Annotated in this window: 13 protein-coding genes; 5 read left to right on the forward strand and 8 right to left on the reverse strand. The window is 72.4% G+C overall.

Going from position 1 to position 15,251, the window contains the following annotated elements; genetic code table 11:
* Positions 1–233 precede the first annotated feature (233 nt).
* Complete coding sequence (locus ACZ5PB_RS39540) at positions 234–878, forward strand: hypothetical protein (RefSeq protein WP_468698147.1); 645 nt, start codon at positions 234–236, stop codon at positions 876–878.
* A 118-nt stretch (positions 879–996) separates the two neighbouring features.
* Here the strand turns inward: ACZ5PB_RS39540 and ACZ5PB_RS39545 are convergent, their stop codons facing one another.
* Positions 997–3,135 carry a primosomal protein N' gene (locus ACZ5PB_RS39545; RefSeq protein WP_468698148.1) on the reverse strand — a complete coding sequence of 713 codons (2,139 nt, stop codon included), beginning with the start codon at positions 3,133–3,135 and terminating at the stop codon, positions 997–999.
* 208 nt (positions 3,136–3,343) lie between these two features.
* Here ACZ5PB_RS39545 and ACZ5PB_RS39550 point away from each other — a divergent pair, with 208 nt between their 5' ends.
* The 4 genes from ACZ5PB_RS39550 to ACZ5PB_RS39565 are packed head-to-tail and all read left to right on the forward strand — an operon-like array spanning position 3,344 to position 8,693.
* The gene (locus ACZ5PB_RS39550) at positions 3,344–4,711 is read left to right on the forward strand and encodes a helix-turn-helix domain-containing protein (RefSeq protein ID WP_468698149.1); all 1,368 of its coding nucleotides are present in this window, start codon (positions 3,344–3,346) and stop codon (positions 4,709–4,711) included.
* 27 nt (positions 4,712–4,738) lie between these two features.
* A complete protein-coding gene (locus ACZ5PB_RS39555) occupies positions 4,739–5,518 on the forward strand; it encodes a toll/interleukin-1 receptor domain-containing protein (protein ID WP_468698150.1) in 780 nt (259 codons plus the stop codon).
* A complete protein-coding gene (locus tag ACZ5PB_RS39560; RefSeq protein ID WP_468698152.1) occupies positions 5,515–7,524 on the forward strand; it encodes a hypothetical protein in 2,010 nt (669 codons plus the stop codon). Before ACZ5PB_RS39555 ends, ACZ5PB_RS39560 begins: the two co-directional genes overlap by 4 nt.
* Positions 7,521–8,693 (forward strand): hypothetical protein, encoded by a 1,173-nt coding sequence (locus ACZ5PB_RS39565; protein WP_468698153.1) that lies wholly within the window; start codon positions 7,521–7,523, stop codon positions 8,691–8,693. Before ACZ5PB_RS39560 ends, ACZ5PB_RS39565 begins: the two co-directional genes overlap by 4 nt.
* Positions 8,694–8,828: 135 nt before the next feature.
* Here ACZ5PB_RS39565 and metK read toward each other — a convergent pair whose 3' ends face one another.
* From metK to ACZ5PB_RS39600, 7 genes are all read right to left on the reverse strand, one after another.
* Positions 8,829–10,037, reverse strand: coding sequence for a methionine adenosyltransferase (gene metK, locus ACZ5PB_RS39570; protein WP_468698155.1), 1,209 nt, complete (start codon positions 10,035–10,037; stop codon positions 8,829–8,831).
* A 250-nt stretch (positions 10,038–10,287) separates the two neighbouring features.
* Complete coding sequence (gene coaBC, locus ACZ5PB_RS39575; RefSeq protein WP_468698157.1) at positions 10,288–11,502, reverse strand: bifunctional phosphopantothenoylcysteine decarboxylase/phosphopantothenate--cysteine ligase CoaBC; 1,215 nt, start codon at positions 11,500–11,502, stop codon at positions 10,288–10,290.
* A 100-nt stretch (positions 11,503–11,602) separates the two neighbouring features.
* Positions 11,603–11,875 (reverse strand): DNA-directed RNA polymerase subunit omega, encoded by a 273-nt coding sequence (rpoZ, locus tag ACZ5PB_RS39580; RefSeq protein WP_028814064.1) that lies wholly within the window; start codon positions 11,873–11,875, stop codon positions 11,603–11,605.
* 81 nt (positions 11,876–11,956) lie between these two features.
* The gene (gene gmk, locus ACZ5PB_RS39585; RefSeq protein WP_468698159.1) at positions 11,957–12,550 is read right to left on the reverse strand and encodes a guanylate kinase; all 594 of its coding nucleotides are present in this window, start codon (positions 12,548–12,550) and stop codon (positions 11,957–11,959) included.
* A 59-nt stretch (positions 12,551–12,609) separates the two neighbouring features.
* Entirely contained in the window at positions 12,610–12,933 is a 324-nt protein-coding gene (locus tag ACZ5PB_RS39590) for an integration host factor (protein ID WP_014157387.1), read from the reverse strand.
* Positions 12,934–13,246: 313 nt separating this feature from the next.
* Complete coding sequence (gene pyrF / locus ACZ5PB_RS39595) at positions 13,247–14,086, reverse strand: orotidine-5'-phosphate decarboxylase (protein ID WP_468698161.1); 840 nt, start codon at positions 14,084–14,086, stop codon at positions 13,247–13,249.
* Complete coding sequence (locus ACZ5PB_RS39600; RefSeq protein ID WP_468698163.1) at positions 14,083–15,195, reverse strand: quinone-dependent dihydroorotate dehydrogenase; 1,113 nt, start codon at positions 15,193–15,195, stop codon at positions 14,083–14,085. Before ACZ5PB_RS39600 ends, pyrF begins: the two co-directional genes overlap by 4 nt.
* Between the last annotated feature and the right edge of the window lie 56 nt (positions 15,196–15,251).

A 15,251-nucleotide genomic window follows, 5' to 3' on the forward strand; every position in this document is an offset into this window, starting at 1 on the left:
GCCTCTCGGGACGGAATCGGGCAGCGCACCAGTCTATGGGCGAGGTCCGCCACTTGCTCCAGGGGGCGTACGCACGTCCGTGCGCCCCGCGCATATGCGGACACGCCCCTGGAGCGTGACCCCAATGCCAGGTGACGCGTTGGTCAAAAGAGATTGACCGAAACGGGTCGCCGAAGCGGCGGCCCCGTCCTTCCTCGTCCTTCTTCATCAACGCCGGTTCGAGAGGCTTTTTCATGGCCGACCACGCAACCCACGACGCCCAAGCGCGGGCCAGCCTGCACCTGTTGGTACGGGACATCGAGCGGGTCCGCCGGCAGGTGGACGCGCTGCGTACCCTCACCGCCCAGCTGGGCAATGTGTACCGCCCGCGCCGCTCAGGACCCTCCACGGGCTTCGTCGTGTACGGGCGGGCCCCCGCCCCGACCGTCCGTCTCGCGCAGGAACTGCGGGACAGCGTCGAGACCCTGGTGACCGCCGCCGTGGACTTCGACCGCTCGCTCGGTTTCTCGTGGGACGCGGTGGGTTCGGCGCTCGGGGTCACCAAGCAGGCCGTACACCGCCGTTACGGCGCACGCCGGGCGGCCGCGCCGTCGCCCGCCTCGACCCCCGCCGAGCACAACGGCACGGACCCCGCGTCCACGCCGCACTCCCCCACCACGTCCCACTCGTCACCCCATCCCCCCGCCTCGCCGCACTCCCCGGCCCCGTCCTCCGCGGCGACCGGCAGCACGGCGACCGCGACCACCACGCGGACGCTGCCCGGAATCCTGCCCGCGGTCCCGGCCGCCCGCTCCATGCCGCCGCAGCCGACGGCCTCCAGCCAGTCCCTCCGCGAGGAATCCCGCCCCACCTCCCTCCCCGGCCCGCGCAACGGCTGACGCCCACCACCGGGGCTGGCCCCATCCCCAGGGCCGACCCACCACCACCCCCACCGGCTGCCCCTGCCCGCCCGACCGGCAGGGGCAGCCGCATGTCCGGGCCCGTCCCGGCGGCTGCTCAGCCGATGTCCAGCGGATCCACCCTGATCCGCACCGGGTCCCCCACCCCCCGCACCAGCCGGTCCACCTGCGCCCGCTTCAGCGCCGCGACCAGCTCGGGCCCGCTCCCCGGCGGCACCCGCAGCAACGCCCGCTCCCACTGCTCCCCCACTGGCGGATCCTCGCTCCGGCGCGGCCGTCCCGCGGCCGGCACCGGCAGTGGCACGGGACCCAGCACCTCCGCGTCCGACGGCAGCTCCACCGCCGACAGGAAGTTCTCGACGGCCTCGGGCCGCCCGCTCAGCGCCGCCATCCGCGACACCGGCGGAAACGCCAGCTCCGCCCGCTCGGCCAGTTCCCGCAGGGCCTGCCCGACGGGGTCCCACCGCACCAGTGCCTGTACGGGCCGCAGCGTCGGCTCCGCGACGATCACCACGGTGCCGCCCTCGCCACGCCCCCGTACCAGCGAGGCGGCCGCGATCCAGCGCCGCAGCGCCTCCTCCTCGGCCCGCAGGTCGGACCGCCCGAGCATCGCCCAGCCGTCCAGCAGCAGCGCCGCCGCGTACCCCCGCTCGGCGACCGGCTCGGCGCCCGGGGTGCTCACCACGAGCGCGGGCCCGTCCGGCACCGCGTCCAGTACGTGGTCGCGGCCCGAGGTCCGTACCGGCACCCCGGGAAACGCCCGGCCCAGCTCCTCGGCCGTACGCCGCGCCCCGACCACCGTCGCCCGCATCCGCGTGCAGCCGCACTCCGCGCAGCTCCAGCCCGCCGCGTCCCGCCCGCACCATCCGCAGTGCAGCTCCCGCTGGTCGGCGGCCTCCAGCGGCCCCGCGCAGTGCGCGCACCTGGCGGGCGTCCGGCAGCGCTCGCACGCCAGCCTGGGTACGTACCCCCGCCGGGGCACCTGCACCAGCACGGGCCCCGTCTTCAGCCCTTCCCGCGCCACCTGCCAGGCGAGGCTGGGCAGCCGGGCCGACCGGGCGGCCCCGTCCCGCGCGACCTCGGCGTCGCCGACGGTACGGACGAGGGGCGCGGCGGTCTGCACCTGCTCCCGCACCGCCACCAGCGGCCTGGCCCAGCCCCGCTCGACCAGCTGGGCCGCCTCCACCGTGCAGCTCGTGCTCCCGAGCAGGAAACCGCACTGGCTGCGCTGCGCCCGCAGCTCCAGCACCTCCCGCACGTGCGGGTACGGTGCGCGGTCGTCGCTGTGGCTGGCGTCCCCGTCGTCCCAGACCACCACCAGGCCGAGGTCGGCCACCGGCGCGTACATCGCGGCCCTGGTCCCGACCACGGCCCGCACCGACCCGCGCCGCACCGCCAGCCATTCGCGGTACCGCTTCTGCGCCCCGGCGTCGGCGGTCAGCAGGGTGTGCCGCCCCTTGCCGAGCAACGCGGTCAGTGCGGCGTCCACCCGCGCCGCGCTCCGCCCGTCGGGCATCACCATCAGCACGCCCCGCCCGGACGCCAGCGTCGCCGCCGCGGCCCGCGCCAGCTCATCGGGCCAGTGCGCCCCCGGCAACGCGGTCCACACCGCCCTGGGCGCCCCGCCCCGCGCCAACTCCCGCAGGAACGCGGGACCTTGCGCATACCGCTCCCAGGTCCCCGCCCCGGGCGCCTCGGGCGCGGGCAACGGCTCCGGCGAGGGCCGCTCCTCAGCCGCCTTGTTCCTCGGCGGGATCGCCAGCTGCAGCACATCGGCGAGGCTCCCCGCGTACCGGTCCGCCACGGCCCTCGCCAGCTCCAGCAGCTCGGGGCTGAGCACCGGCTCCGGCGACACCACGTAGGCGAGCGCGGCGAGCGGCCCGGCGTAGTCGGACTCCTCCAGCCGCGCCACGATGAACCCGTCGATCATCCCCCCGCCCTCGCGCCGGCCGTCCCGCACCCGGTGCGCCCCCGCCCCGAACCGCACCCGCACCCGCACCCCCGGCTGCGCGTCCGCGTCCAGCTCCTCGGTGACGGCGTAGTCGAAGTACTTGTCGAGGTGCAGCACCCCCTTGTCCACCAGCACCCGCGCCACCGGCCGCTCCTTGGCCAGCGGCGCACCGCGCCAGGTCCGGGGCTTGGCCTTCGGAACCTTCGCCTCCCGCACGATCTCCCGAAGGAAAGCCAGCTGCTCGGGCCCCCCGGCCTCCCGCCCCTGCTCATCGTCGCTGCTCACAGCCAAATTCCTACCAGACACCACTGACAGCGGCCCCGGCCCGCCTGTCCGATTTCGCCGTCTCGACAGCGCGAAGCGGATCGGGTTCCCTCCACTTCGGGAAACGGGAAACCCCACCGGCCGCCTTGTCCGGCCCGTCCTGCGGGCCCAACCTGGCTCGCGACGACAGACGAAGGACGACGTACGAAAGAGACAGACGGGGGACGAAGTGCCGTACCAGCCGTACGAGTCGTACCAGGGGCCGACGTCGCCCTCCGCGTTCGGCAGCGAGTTACGCAGGGCCCGCCAGGGCGCGGGGCTGACCGTCGCGGAGCTGGCCCTGCGCATCCACTACAGCAAGGGCCACCTCAGCAAGGTCGAGACCGGGCACAAGCGGCCCGCCGAGGAACTGGCGAGACTCTGTGACGCGGAGCTCGGCGCGGACGGAGCCCTCCTCGCCCTGCTGCCCACGGCCGAGGGCCCGACGAGGCACGGGAACGGCCCGGCCCGCCGTCAGGTGGTGACCGCGGGCGTCGCCTCCGTCCTGGCGGGCACGACGGTCCTCGCGTCCTCCCCACCCGCCTCCGCTGCCCCGCCCGCCTCCTCCGCCCCGCCCCGTCCGGCGGCGCCCCCGGCGGACGGCACCCTCCTGGAGATCTCCCGCGGCATGTTCGACCAGTACCGCCGGCTGGGGCAGGTGGCACCGCCCGCCGCCGTACTGCCCGCACTGGCGGAACAGACCCGCGCGCTGCGTCTGCTGGCCGAGCGCAGCGGCCCCCGCACCGGGCGCGGACTGCTCGATCTGTGCGCGCGGTACGCCGAGTTCGCGGGCTGGATGGCGCAGGAGGCCGGGGACGGAGCGGCGGCCCTGCGCTGGACCGAGTACGCGGTGGAACTCGCCCTCGCCAACGGCGACACCGGGTTCGCCTCGTACGCCCTGGTGCGCCGGGGACTCGTCACGTACTACCGGGGCAACTCCACGGCGACCATCGCCCTGGCCCAGGAGGCCCGCACCGGCCGCGCCCCGGCCCGGGTACGTGGCCTCGCCGCCCAGCGCGAGGCACAGGGGCACGCGCTCGCGGGCGACCACAGCGCCTGTATGCGCCTCCTGGACCGGGCCAGGGACCTCCTGGCCCGGGACGGACCCGAAACCGGAACCGTAGGCACAGCCAAAGCCGGTACCAGCACCAGCACCTCCCCCGCCAGCACCGCCCCGCCCGTCATCGGCACGACGAACCTCTCCGACCCGGTGGCGATGATCACCGGCTGGTCCCTCCTCGATCTCGGCCGGCCGCGCGAGGCCGCCGAGGCCCTCGGGCGCGAACTCGCCCGGGTACCGGCCACCGCCCTGCGCACCCGGGCCCGCTACGGCACCCGTCACGCCCTGAGCCACGCGCTCGCGGGCGACCTCGACCACGCCTGCTCCCTGACCGCCGAAGTGCTCGACGCGGCGCGCACGGTGGACTCGGCGACCGTCACGCAGGATCTGCGGCGCCTCTCCAGGGCCCTCGGCCGGCACCCGGCGCACCCCGCCGTCCGCGCGCTCGCCCCGCAGCTCGCGCTCGCTCTGTCCCCCGCCGCGGCACCGCTCCCGTAACCGCTCGTACGACGAAAGGGAAGCAGCATGGTCGACGTCTTCATCAACTACCGCACCGGCGACGGCGACGAGGTCGCCACCACCCTGGAACGCGACCTCAGCCGCCGCTTCGGCGGCGAGCGGATCTTCCGGGCCAGCAAGTCCATCGCGCCGGGCGTCGTCTTCGACGGCAAGCTGCTCAGCGGGGTGCGGCGCAGCGCCGTGCTGCTCGCCATGATCGGCAAGGACTGGGAGTCCTCGCCCAAGCTGCACGACCCCACGGACTGGGTGCGCAGGGAGATCCTGGAGGCCTTCGACTGCGACATACCCGTGGTGCCCGTGCTGATCGGCCGCCGGACGGAACGCCTGCGCCCGGCCGCCCTCCCCGACGTCCTGGAGAAGCTGGCCCACCTGCAGTCCCTCCGTTACGACAACCAGGACGCCGAGCACGGCCTGACCGCCATCGGCGACGCCCTGGCCGCACGGGTACCCGAACTCGCGGCCGCGGAGCGGGCGTTCAGGGCCGCCACCGCGCCGCCGCCCCGCCCCGAGCCCGGCTCGGTGAACAACTCGATGGGGGACAACCACGGCTCGGCCGTCCAGGCCGGGAACGTCTCGGGAGGCATCAACATGGCCCCCACCACCCACATCGGCCAGGCCCACGGCCCGGTCAACTCGGGCTCCGGCGACCTGCACCTCCCGCACTTCACGGGCGACGGCGCCCAGTACATCGCCGGGGACAACCAGGGCGGCATCCACCAGACGTTCGGCGGCAGGAACCGGGAGGCACGGCCGCCGGAGGAACGGCGCGAGGACGGCGCCCGATGACCCAAGCCCCCACCAGCCGACTGGACCAGGCCTACCTGGTCAACTCGGGTACCGGTTCGGTGCACATCTCGCTCGCACCTCCGGGGAAGGGTGAAGAACCGCTGCTCGGGCCGCCACGGGCCAAGTCCCCGCGCGCCGAGGCCGAGGACGAACTCAGCTGGCTCCAGAAGCGCTTCGCCGAGCCGCGCGGCTTCAACGAGGCCTGCGAGAAGCTGGCGAGGTGGCGGACCGTGCTCCTCGACGGTCCGGCGGGCAGCGGCCGTACCGCCACCGCGAAGATCCTGCTGAGCGGCCTGGCCCCCGCCCGGCGGGTACTCCAGGAGGTGGTGCTGGACGAGGAGGAGTATCCCGGGCGGAGCCTCCTCGATCCGACGACCGTCGACGACGGTGACCGGTTGTGGCTCGACCTCTCGGAGGCTCCCGCCGAACGCTGGCACCGGATCAGCGGCGAACTGTCCGCCTTCCGCCAGGTGCTGCTCGACCGGAAGGCGGCGCTCGTGGTGGTGCTGCCGTCCCGGCCCGACCACCGCCCCGGCGGCGCCCTGGGCGACATGCGCTGCCGGGTCTCGCGGCTGCCGGGCATGGAGCTCTCCATCGTCCGCAAGCACCTGCGCGAGTCCGACGGTGCCGATCCGGCGCACGCCCACAGCCCGCCGCCCGCGGTCAGCTCGTACCTGAACAGCGCTCCGCCGCTGACCAAGGTGGGCAGCCTCGCCCAGGAGCTCTGCGACCGGCTGGCGCGCGGTACGGCGATCGGCGACGCCTGGGCCCACGCCCTCGCCCTGGTCGCGCCTCCCCCGAGCGCCGTCGACCGGTTCGACGACGTACGCAAGGGAACCCACCGGGCGCTCCTGCTCGCCACGGCCATGCTGCACTCCTCCCGCACGGACGTCGTGCACCGAGGCGCGGCGCTGCTCCTGGACGCCACGCATCCGGAGACGGAGGTACGGGCGCTGCTGGACCGGAAGCCGTTCTCCGAGCGGCTGCGGCAGGTGCACGCGGACATCGACGACGACGGTCGGGTCCGGTTCACCGCCCCGGCCACCGGCGCCCTCGCCCGCCGCCACCTGCGCAGGAACTTCCCCGGCATGCGCGAGCCGTTGACCGGATGGGCCGAGAAGGCGGTGGGCCTCCCGGAGCTCTCGCGGGAGGAACGGTCGGCCCTGGTACGGAGGTTCACGGAGCACTGTCTGGCGGCCGACCGGCCGGAGGACCTCGTCGAACTCGTCCAGCGCTGGACCGCGGACAGGACCGGCCACCGCCAGCACAGGTCCGCCGCCGAGGTCCTGCAGCACGGTCTGCGGAACGCGGAGTACGGCGTCCATTTCCTGGCCGTCATCCGCGAATGGGCGACGCGGGCCAATCTCTCCGCACCCCTGCGCCGGGTACTGGTCGAGATCTGCGCGGTGGAAGTGGCGGTGCACCATCCCTACGCGGCGCTGGTCCGCCTGCACCACCTGGCCCGGCACGAGAACCGGCCCGGTCAGGCCCTCGAAGCGCTGACCGGCCTGATCGAGGACGACCACCGGCTGCTGCGGCAGATGCTCTACCGGCTCGCCCGGTCCTCCCGGACCGTGCAGCCGGCCGATCCCGGCATCTTCCTCGCGCTGTCCGCGCCCGGCCCCCTGCTCGACGCGGCCGACCGGCCCCGGCCGCTCCTCGCCGAAACCCAGGTGCGCGAGCACCTCGTGCACTGCTGGACGGCGGTGTTCGACGACCGTACCGAGTCCGGGTGGGCGCCCTTCGCCGTGGCCTGGCTGCGCGCGGCCTGCTCCGGGAGTCCGTACGAGGACCGCCTGCTGGACATCCTGGTCGACGCCTGCGAACGCCGGGGCGACCTGCTCGGCCTGCTCTACCGCCAAGCGCTGCGCACGGCCGCCCGACGGCCCGCCGACCATTCCCTGGCCGCGCTCCCCGTCCGGCTCTTCCAGAAGATCAGCACCACCCAGACGACCCGGCCCGCGCCCGCACGGCCCGCGCCCTCACAGGAGGACACCGCACGATGAGTTCCGGTCAGAAAACCGTCACGGTCTTCCTCACGCTGATCGCGGGGCTGCTCGTCACCATCCTCGGTCTCGTACGGCACTGGCCGCTGTGGGTGTGGTCCTCCGCCGCCGCCCTGGTGATCGCCACGCCCTTCCTCGCCCTGTACCTCGCCGGGCGCCGGCCGGACCCCTTCCCCACGCAGCTCATGCAGGAGCCGGACCTCCCCCTGCCGCCGCTGGAGAGGCGCGAGCTGCGCGTCACCGACGTCGTCCTGCCCAGCAGCTACGACGACTACGACTTCCTCTTCTCGGCGACGATCCGCTGGTGCCCGGTGTCCGTCTCCGGCTACGCCCCTCCGATCAACGCGAGCGGCCTTGCCGTCGACGCGGTGCTCGCCCGGGCCAGGGAAGTGACCGCCGTCAGCCCGCCGCACCGCGCCTCCCTGGTCCAGCACGAGCTGAACGGCCGGCTGGCCACGATGCTCGACGACACCACGGGCCGGGTGGAGGCCCTGGCCGTGGACGTCTCGCTCACCCTCGCCGACCAGGACCGCGACCGGCTCGCGAAGCTGGCCGCCGTCCGCAAGGACGAGGCCGTCTGGGAGCACGAGCGCAAGTACGAGCAGAGCCGACGCGCCTACCTCGGCAAGGACGTACTGCGCGACACCGGCAGCGCGGTCGTGTGGTGGCTGCACCGCAATGACGACAAGGTGGACAAAACGGTCCAGGACATCGGGCTCCTCGCCCAGCTCACCTCCGCCGCCAACAACACCGACATCGACGATCGGCTGCGGCACCTGGTCCCGGGCTTCCCCGACGGCGACGACCCGGACGGACTCACGGAACCGGGCCCGGACGGGTCATATCCCCCGGGCGGAACGCCCGGAGCACCGGGCGGCTTCGAATTCAGCGCCGTACCGGACCCGGACCCTGACCCCGAAACCGAGCCCGGATCCGCCGCGTCCCCCGAGGAGTTCTTCGCGCAGCTGCTGAGCTCACTGGACCTGGCACCCGGCGACCCGCAGGCCCTGCTGATCGCCCAATTCGTCGCCAACACGGTGCACGGCATGAACGAAGAAGCCGCCGACCGGATCCGCAACCGCTTCGGCGACTCCGCACCCCCCGCCCCACCGGAAAGCACCGAAGCACCGGACGGCGTGAACGGGACGGAGTCCACGCTCCCCTTCTGACCACCCCCACGTGTCCCGCCGCGGCGAGACACCCGGGCCCACCACGCACCGGGGCCCCGGACCGTGTGAAACGGTCCGGGGCCCCGGTGGTTCCGCTCGGCAGGGCGAGCGGTCGCCGTGCGGCGTGCGTGCGCCTTACAGGCCTGCGGCCTTCTTCAGGGCGTCCACGCGGTCCGTGCGCTCCCAGGTGAAGTCCGGCAGCTCGCGGCCGAAGTGGCCGTAGGCGGCGGTCTGGGAGTAGATCGGGCGCAGCAGGTCGAGGTCACGGATGATCGCGGCCGGGCGGAGGTCGAAGACCTCGGAGATGGCGTGCTCGATCTTGTCCGTGTCGATCGTGGCGGTGCCGAAGGTCTCGACGAAGAGACCGACCGGCTCGGCCTTGCCGATCGCGTACGCGACCTGGACCTCGCAGCGCGAGGCCAGACCGGCCTTGACCACGTTCTTGGCGACCCAGCGCATCGCGTAAGCGGCCGAACGGTCCACCTTGGACGGGTCCTTGCCCGAGAAGGCGCCGCCGCCGTGGCGGGCCATGCCGCCGTAGGTGTCGATGATGATCTTGCGGCCGGTGAGGCCGGCGTCGCCCATCGGGCCGCCGATCTCGAAGCGCCCGGTCGGGTTGACCAGGAGGCGGTAGCCCTCGGTGTCGAGCTTGATGCCGTCCTCGACGAGCTGCTTGAGGACGTGCTCCACGACGAACTCGCGGATGTCCGGGGCGAGGAGCGACTCCAGGTCGATGTCCGACGCGTGCTGCGAGGAGACGACCACGGTGTCGAGGCGGACGGCCTTGTCGCCGTCGTACTCGATGGTGACCTGGGTCTTGCCGTCGGGACGCAGGTACGGGATCGTCCCGTTCTTGCGGACCTCGGACAGACGGCGCGACAGGCGGTGCGCGAGGTGGATCGGGAGCGGCATGAGCTCCGGCGTCTCGTCGCACGCGTAGCCGAACATCAGGCCCTGGTCGCCCGCGCCCTGCTTGTCGAGCTCGTCCTCGTCGCCCTCGACCCGCTTCTCGTAGGCGGTGTCGACGCCCTGCGCGATGTCCGGGGACTGCGCGCCGATGGACACCGAGACGCCGCACGAGGCGCCGTCGAAGCCCTTCTTCGAGGAGTCGTAGCCGATGTCGAGAATCTTTTCGCGCACGAGCTGCGCGATCGGCGCGTACGCCTTGGTGGTGACCTCACCCGCGACGTGCACGAGGCCCGTCGTGATGAGCGTCTCCACGGCGACCCGGGAGGTCGGGTCCTCCCTCAGGAGCGCGTCGAGGATCGTGTCGCTGATCTGGTCAGCGATCTTGTCGGGGTGGCCCTCGGTCACAGACTCCGAGGTGAAGAGACGACGGGACACAACGCTCCCTGGGGTTGCAGCGGCTGCTGGCTGATCATTGGCGGACCGGCCGGGAGCTGCGCCCGGCCTCGGTCCGCCACCACTTTATCGGTCGTGCCTGCCTGCTGGACCACACGTCTCGCCGAATGGGAGGGGTGTGATCCGCGGCACTGCATTGTGCAGCACGGAAAGCGATCTCCGCCAGGGGCCAAATATCCCGCTATTTCGAGGATTGCCCCTTCGCGCGAGCACACAGTCCGTACACATGGACTTAACCGAGACGGGGGACGACCAGGTCCCACACCACATCGGCAAGCCCTTCCTTCGGACCGTACGGGACGGGGGTCTCGGCTCCGTCGGCGGCGAGCACGACCGCCTCGTTCTCCTCCGAGCCGAAGGTCTTGCGCTCCCCCACCTCGTTGACGACGAGCAGGTCACAGCCCTTGCGCAGCAGTTTCTTGCGGCCGTTGGCGAGTACGTCGTCGGTCTCGGCGGCGAATCCGACGACGACCTGCCCGGGCCTGAGGCGCGCTCCGTTCCCGCCGCCCGCGACCTCCGCGAGGATGTCGGGGTTGCGGACCAGGGCCAGCGGCGCGGGCTCCGCACCGTCCTGCTTCTTGATCTTCCCGGTGGCGTACGTCTCGGGGCGGAAGTCCGCCACGGCCGCCGCCATCACCACCACGTCGGCGTCCTCGGCGGCCTTCAGGACCGCTTCCCGCAGCTGTACGGCGGTGCCGACCCGGACCACGTCCGCGCCCGCCGGGTCGGTCAGCCCGGTGTTGGCCTCGATCAGCGTGACCCGGGCGCCGCGCGCGAGGGCCGTGCGGGCCAGCGCGTAGCCCTGCTTGCCGGAGGAACGGTTGCCCAGGTAGCGGACCGGGTCGAGCGGCTCGCGCGTACCGCCCGCGCTGATGACGACGTGGCGGCCGGTGAGGTCGGGCTCGCCCACGCCGCGGGCCAGCACCCGGCGGCAGGTCTCGAAGATCTCGACCGGGTCGGGGAAGCGCCCCTTGCCGGTGTCGACGCCGGTCAGGCGGCCCACGGCGGGCTCCAGGACGACCGCGCCCCGGCGGCGCAGCGTCGCCACGTTCTCCTGGGTGGCCGGGTGCTCCCACATCTCGGTGTGCATCGCGGGCGCGAAGAGCACCGGACAGCGGGCGGTGAGGAGCGTGTTGGTGAGGAGGTCGTCGGCGAGGCCGTGCGCGGCCTTGGCGAGCATGTCGGCGGTGGCCGGGGCGACCACCACGAGGTCCGCGTGCTGGCCGATGCGTACGTGCGGGACCTCGTGGACGGAGTCCCAGACCTCGGTGGAGACCGGGTTGCCGGACAGCGCGGACCAGGTGGCCGCGCCCACGAAGTGCAGCGACGCCTCGGTCGGTACGACCCGTACGTCATGGCCCGACTCGGTCAGCCGGCGCAGCAGCTCGCACGCCTTGTAGGCGGCGATGCCCCCGCTGACCCCCAGGACGACCTTCGGCTTCTCCACAGTCTCGTCTCCCCGCACTCTTCGGATTCGTACAGACCCATCACACACCACAGGCCCGACGGACGAGCCGTCGGGCCTGTGGTGAAGGAGCAGATAACGCCTACTGGGCGGGGCCCTCGATGGCCTCGGAGGTCAGCAGACCCGCGTTGATCTCACGCAGGGCGATCGAGAGCGGCTTCTCGTGGACGTGGGTGTCCACCAGCGGACCGACGTACTCCAGCAGGCCTTCGCCGAGCTGGGAGTAGTACGCGTTGATCTGACGCGCGCGCTTGGCCGCGTAGATCACGAGGCTGTACTTCGAGTCCGTGGCCTCGAGCAGCTCATCGATCGGCGGGTTGATGATGCCCTCGGGCGTGGAAATGGAAGAGGACACGCTCTACCTTCCGAAAACTTCCGGGATACCCGGCTTCCCGGAGGACCGGTCTTCTGGGACGCCCGAAAAAATGGACAAAGATCAAACAACTTCCATCAAGGCTAGCAGCTCACGCGCTACGTCCTCGACGGAGGTGTTGACAAGGGTGGTGTCGAACTCGGACTCGGCGGCGAGTTCGATCTTGGCGGCGGCCAGCCGGCGCTCGATGACCTCGGGCGACTCGGTGCCCCGGCCGGTGAGCCGGCGGACCAGTTCGTCCCAGCTCGGCGGGGCCAGGAAGATCAGCTGGGAGTCGGACATCGACCCCTTGACCTGGCGGGCGCCCTCCAGCTCGATCTCCAGGAGTACGGGCTCGCCGGCCTCCAGGCGCTCGTTCACGGCGCCCCGGGGGGTGCCGTAGCGGTTGCCCGCGAACTCGGCCCACTCCAGCAGCTCACCGTTGGCGATGAGCTTGTCGAACTCCTCGTCCGAGACGAAGAAGTAGTGCACACCGTTGCGCTCGCCGGGTCGCGGCTTGCGGGTGGTGGCCGAGACGGAGAGCCAGACCTCGGGGTGGACCTTGCGCATATGCGACACGACCGTGCTCTTGCCGACCCCGGAGGGGCCGGAGAGCACGGTCAGCCGCGGACGTACGTCCGGGGGTGCGGGGGACGTCCCCCGGGATGTTGCAGCCATGGAGCGATTATTCCAGCTTCCCGGGGGTGCCCGGGACGCCGGACCTCCGACGGGAGCGCTCAGGCAGCGCTGCCGCCGAATTCACGCTCCAGGGATGCGATCTGGTTGGAGCCGAGACCGCGCACCCGGCGGCTCTCGGAAATGCCGAGACGCTCCATGATCTGCTTGGCGCGGACCTTGCCCACACCGGGCAGGGACTCAAGGAGGGCGGAGACCTTCATCTTCCCGATGACGTCGTTCTCCTGGCCCTGCTTGATGACCTCGTGGAGGGAAGCGCCGGAGTGCTTGAGTCGATTCTTGACCTCGGCCCGCTCCCGGCGAGCCGCGGCGGCCTTTTCGAGCGCGGCTGCGCGCTGTTCAGGGGTAAGGGGCGGAAGAGCCACGCCTACGTCACCTCGGATGTCGAACTGTCGGATACGGACCGGTGCGGAAACCAGTCCCTTCCGCACGCGGTGAGCAACACACGGTGGAGCTGTGTGTTTGCTCTCGTCGGAGACTAGCGGGCATGGCCGCTCCCGTCAGTGAGAACGGACTAAAAGTCCTGGTCAGCCTCAGACGAGGCGGACATTTGCCGCGTATCACCCGGGATTTGGGTCAGTAATTCGTCAACTTCGATCCTTGACCCGTCCACGGACCACGCCCGCACCACGTCCGGACCGCCCCCGAGCGCTCCCCGAGCACTCCCGGAGCGCTCCCTCAGGCCCCGGAAACCGCTTCCCGCACCTCATCGGCGAACCGCTGTGCGGAATCTCGCAGTCCGGTGAGGTCCGGGCCGTGCCGCAGCACTCCCCTGCTCACGCTCGGAACGACGTTGCCGACGGCGGAACCGAAGACTCCGGGAAGGTCCGCCGGCGTCGCGCCCTGGGCGCCGATGCCCGGGGCGAGCAGCGGGCCGTTGATGGCGAGGTCCGCGCCCGCGTCGCCGAGGGTGGCGCCGACGACCGCGCCGACGGAGCCCATCGGGTCGGCGCCCGCGTTCTCGGCGGCCATGTGGTCCAGCATCAGCTGGGCCAGCGAGCGGCCGTCGGCGGCGGTGGCGCGCTGCACCTCGGCGCCCTCGGGGTTGGAGGTGAGCGCGAGGACGAAGACGCCCGCGCCGTTCGCGGCGGCCAGGTCGAGCGCCGGGCGCAGCGAGCCGAAGCCGAGGTACGGGGAGACGGTCACCGCGTCGGAGAAGAGCGGGGACGCCGGGTCCAGGTAGGTGGCCGCGTACGCGCCCATCGTCGAGCCGATGTCGCCGCGCTTGGCGTCCATCAGGACCAGCGCCCCTGCGGCGCGGGACTCCTCGACGGCCTTCTCCAGTACGGCGATGCCGCGCGAGCCGAAGCGCTCGAAGAAGGCGGACTGCGGCTTGAGTACGGCGACCCGGTCGGCGAGCGCCTCGACGACGGTGCGGGTGAAGGTCTCCAGGCCCCTGATGTCGTCGTCCAGGCCCCAGGCCGCCAGGAGGGACGCGTGCGGGTCGATGCCGACGCAGAGGGGGCCGCGGGTGTCCATGGCCGTACGCAGGCGCGTGCCGAAGGGGGTGACGGTCATGCTGCGGCCTGCTTCCGGTGGTCTGCGCCGACGGCCTCGGCGAGGGTCTTGTACGGGCTGTTGGCGAGGCGCGCGGCCAGGCCCTTGTGGATGGCGCGGGCGTAGAACGGGCCCTCGTAGATGAAGGCGCTGTAGCCCTGGACGAGGGTGGCACCGGCCAGGATGCGCTGCCAGGCGTCCTCGGCGTTCTCGATGCCGCCCACCCCGACGAGGACGAGATCGTCGCCCACGCGCGCGTACAGGCGGCGCAGGACCTCAAGGGAGCGTGCCTTGACGGGGGCGCCGGAGAGCCCGCCGGTCTCGCCGTACAGCTCCGGGGCGGACTTCAGGCCCAGGCTCTCGCGGGCGATGGTGGTGTTGGTGGCGATGATGCCGTCGAGGCCGAGCTCCAGGGCCAGGTCGGCGACCGCGTCGACGTCCTCGTCCGCGAGGTCGGGGGCGATCTTGACCAGGAGCGGGACGCGGCGGCCGGTGACGGTGCGGTCGGCGGCTTCCCGTACGGCGGTCAGCAGCGGGCGCAGCGACTCGGTGGCCTGGAGGTTGCGCAGGCCGGGGGTGTTCGGGGAGGACACGTTGACCACGAGGTAGTCGGCGTGGGCGGCCAGGCGCTCGGTGGAGGTGACGTAGTCGGCGACCGCTTCCTCCTCCGGTACGACCTTGGTCTTTCCGATGTTTACGCCGACGGTCGCCCTGAAGACCGGGTGACGGGCGGCCAGCCGTGCGGCCACCGCCTGGGAGCCCTCGTTGTTGAAGCCCATGCGGTTGATCAGCGCGCGGTCGGGGATCAGCCGGAAGAGGCGCTTCTTGGGGTTGCCGGGCTGCGGCTGGGCGGTGACGGTGCCGATCTCGATGTGGTCGAAACCGAGCATGGTCATGCCGTCGATGGCGACCGCGTTCTTGTCGAAGCCGGCGGCCAGGCCGAACGGGCCGTGCATGCGCAGGCCGAGGGCCTCGGTGCGGAGGTTCTCGTACCGGGGCGCGAGGGCGGCGGCGACGAAGGTGCGCAGCACGGGGACGCGGGCGGCCAGCCGGATCCAGCGGAAGGCCAGGTAGTGGGCCTTCTCGGGGTCCATCCGCTTGAAGACGAGATTGAAGAAGAACTTGTACATGAGGGCCTTCGGAAGTCTGAGGACTGAGGTCTGTGGAGGGTGGGCTCGCGAAGAGG

The organism is Streptomyces sp. NPDC032721 (assembly GCF_055579625.1).

What these genes read in the sequence shown, in the direction of transcription:
- ACZ5PB_RS39540 (WP_468698147.1), top strand. Translation starts at nt 234, where the DNA reads ATGGCCGACCACGCAACCCACGACGCCCAAGCGCGGGCCAGCCTGCAC.
- ACZ5PB_RS39555 (WP_468698150.1), top strand. Translation starts at nt 4,739, where the DNA reads ATGGTCGACGTCTTCATCAACTACCGCACCGGCGACGGCGACGAGGTC.
- ACZ5PB_RS39560 (WP_468698152.1), top strand. Translation starts at nt 5,515, where the DNA reads ATGACCCAAGCCCCCACCAGCCGACTGGACCAGGCCTACCTGGTCAAC.
- ACZ5PB_RS39565 (WP_468698153.1), top strand. Translation starts at nt 7,521, where the DNA reads ATGAGTTCCGGTCAGAAAACCGTCACGGTCTTCCTCACGCTGATCGCG.
- gmk (WP_468698159.1), bottom strand. Translation starts at nt 12,550, where the DNA reads ATGGCTGCAACATCCCGGGGGACGTCCCCCGCACCCCCGGACGTACGT.
- pyrF (WP_468698161.1), bottom strand. Translation starts at nt 14,086, where the DNA reads ATGACCGTCACCCCCTTCGGCACGCGCCTGCGTACGGCCATGGACACC.
- ACZ5PB_RS39600 (WP_468698163.1), bottom strand. Translation starts at nt 15,195, where the DNA reads ATGTACAAGTTCTTCTTCAATCTCGTCTTCAAGCGGATGGACCCCGAG.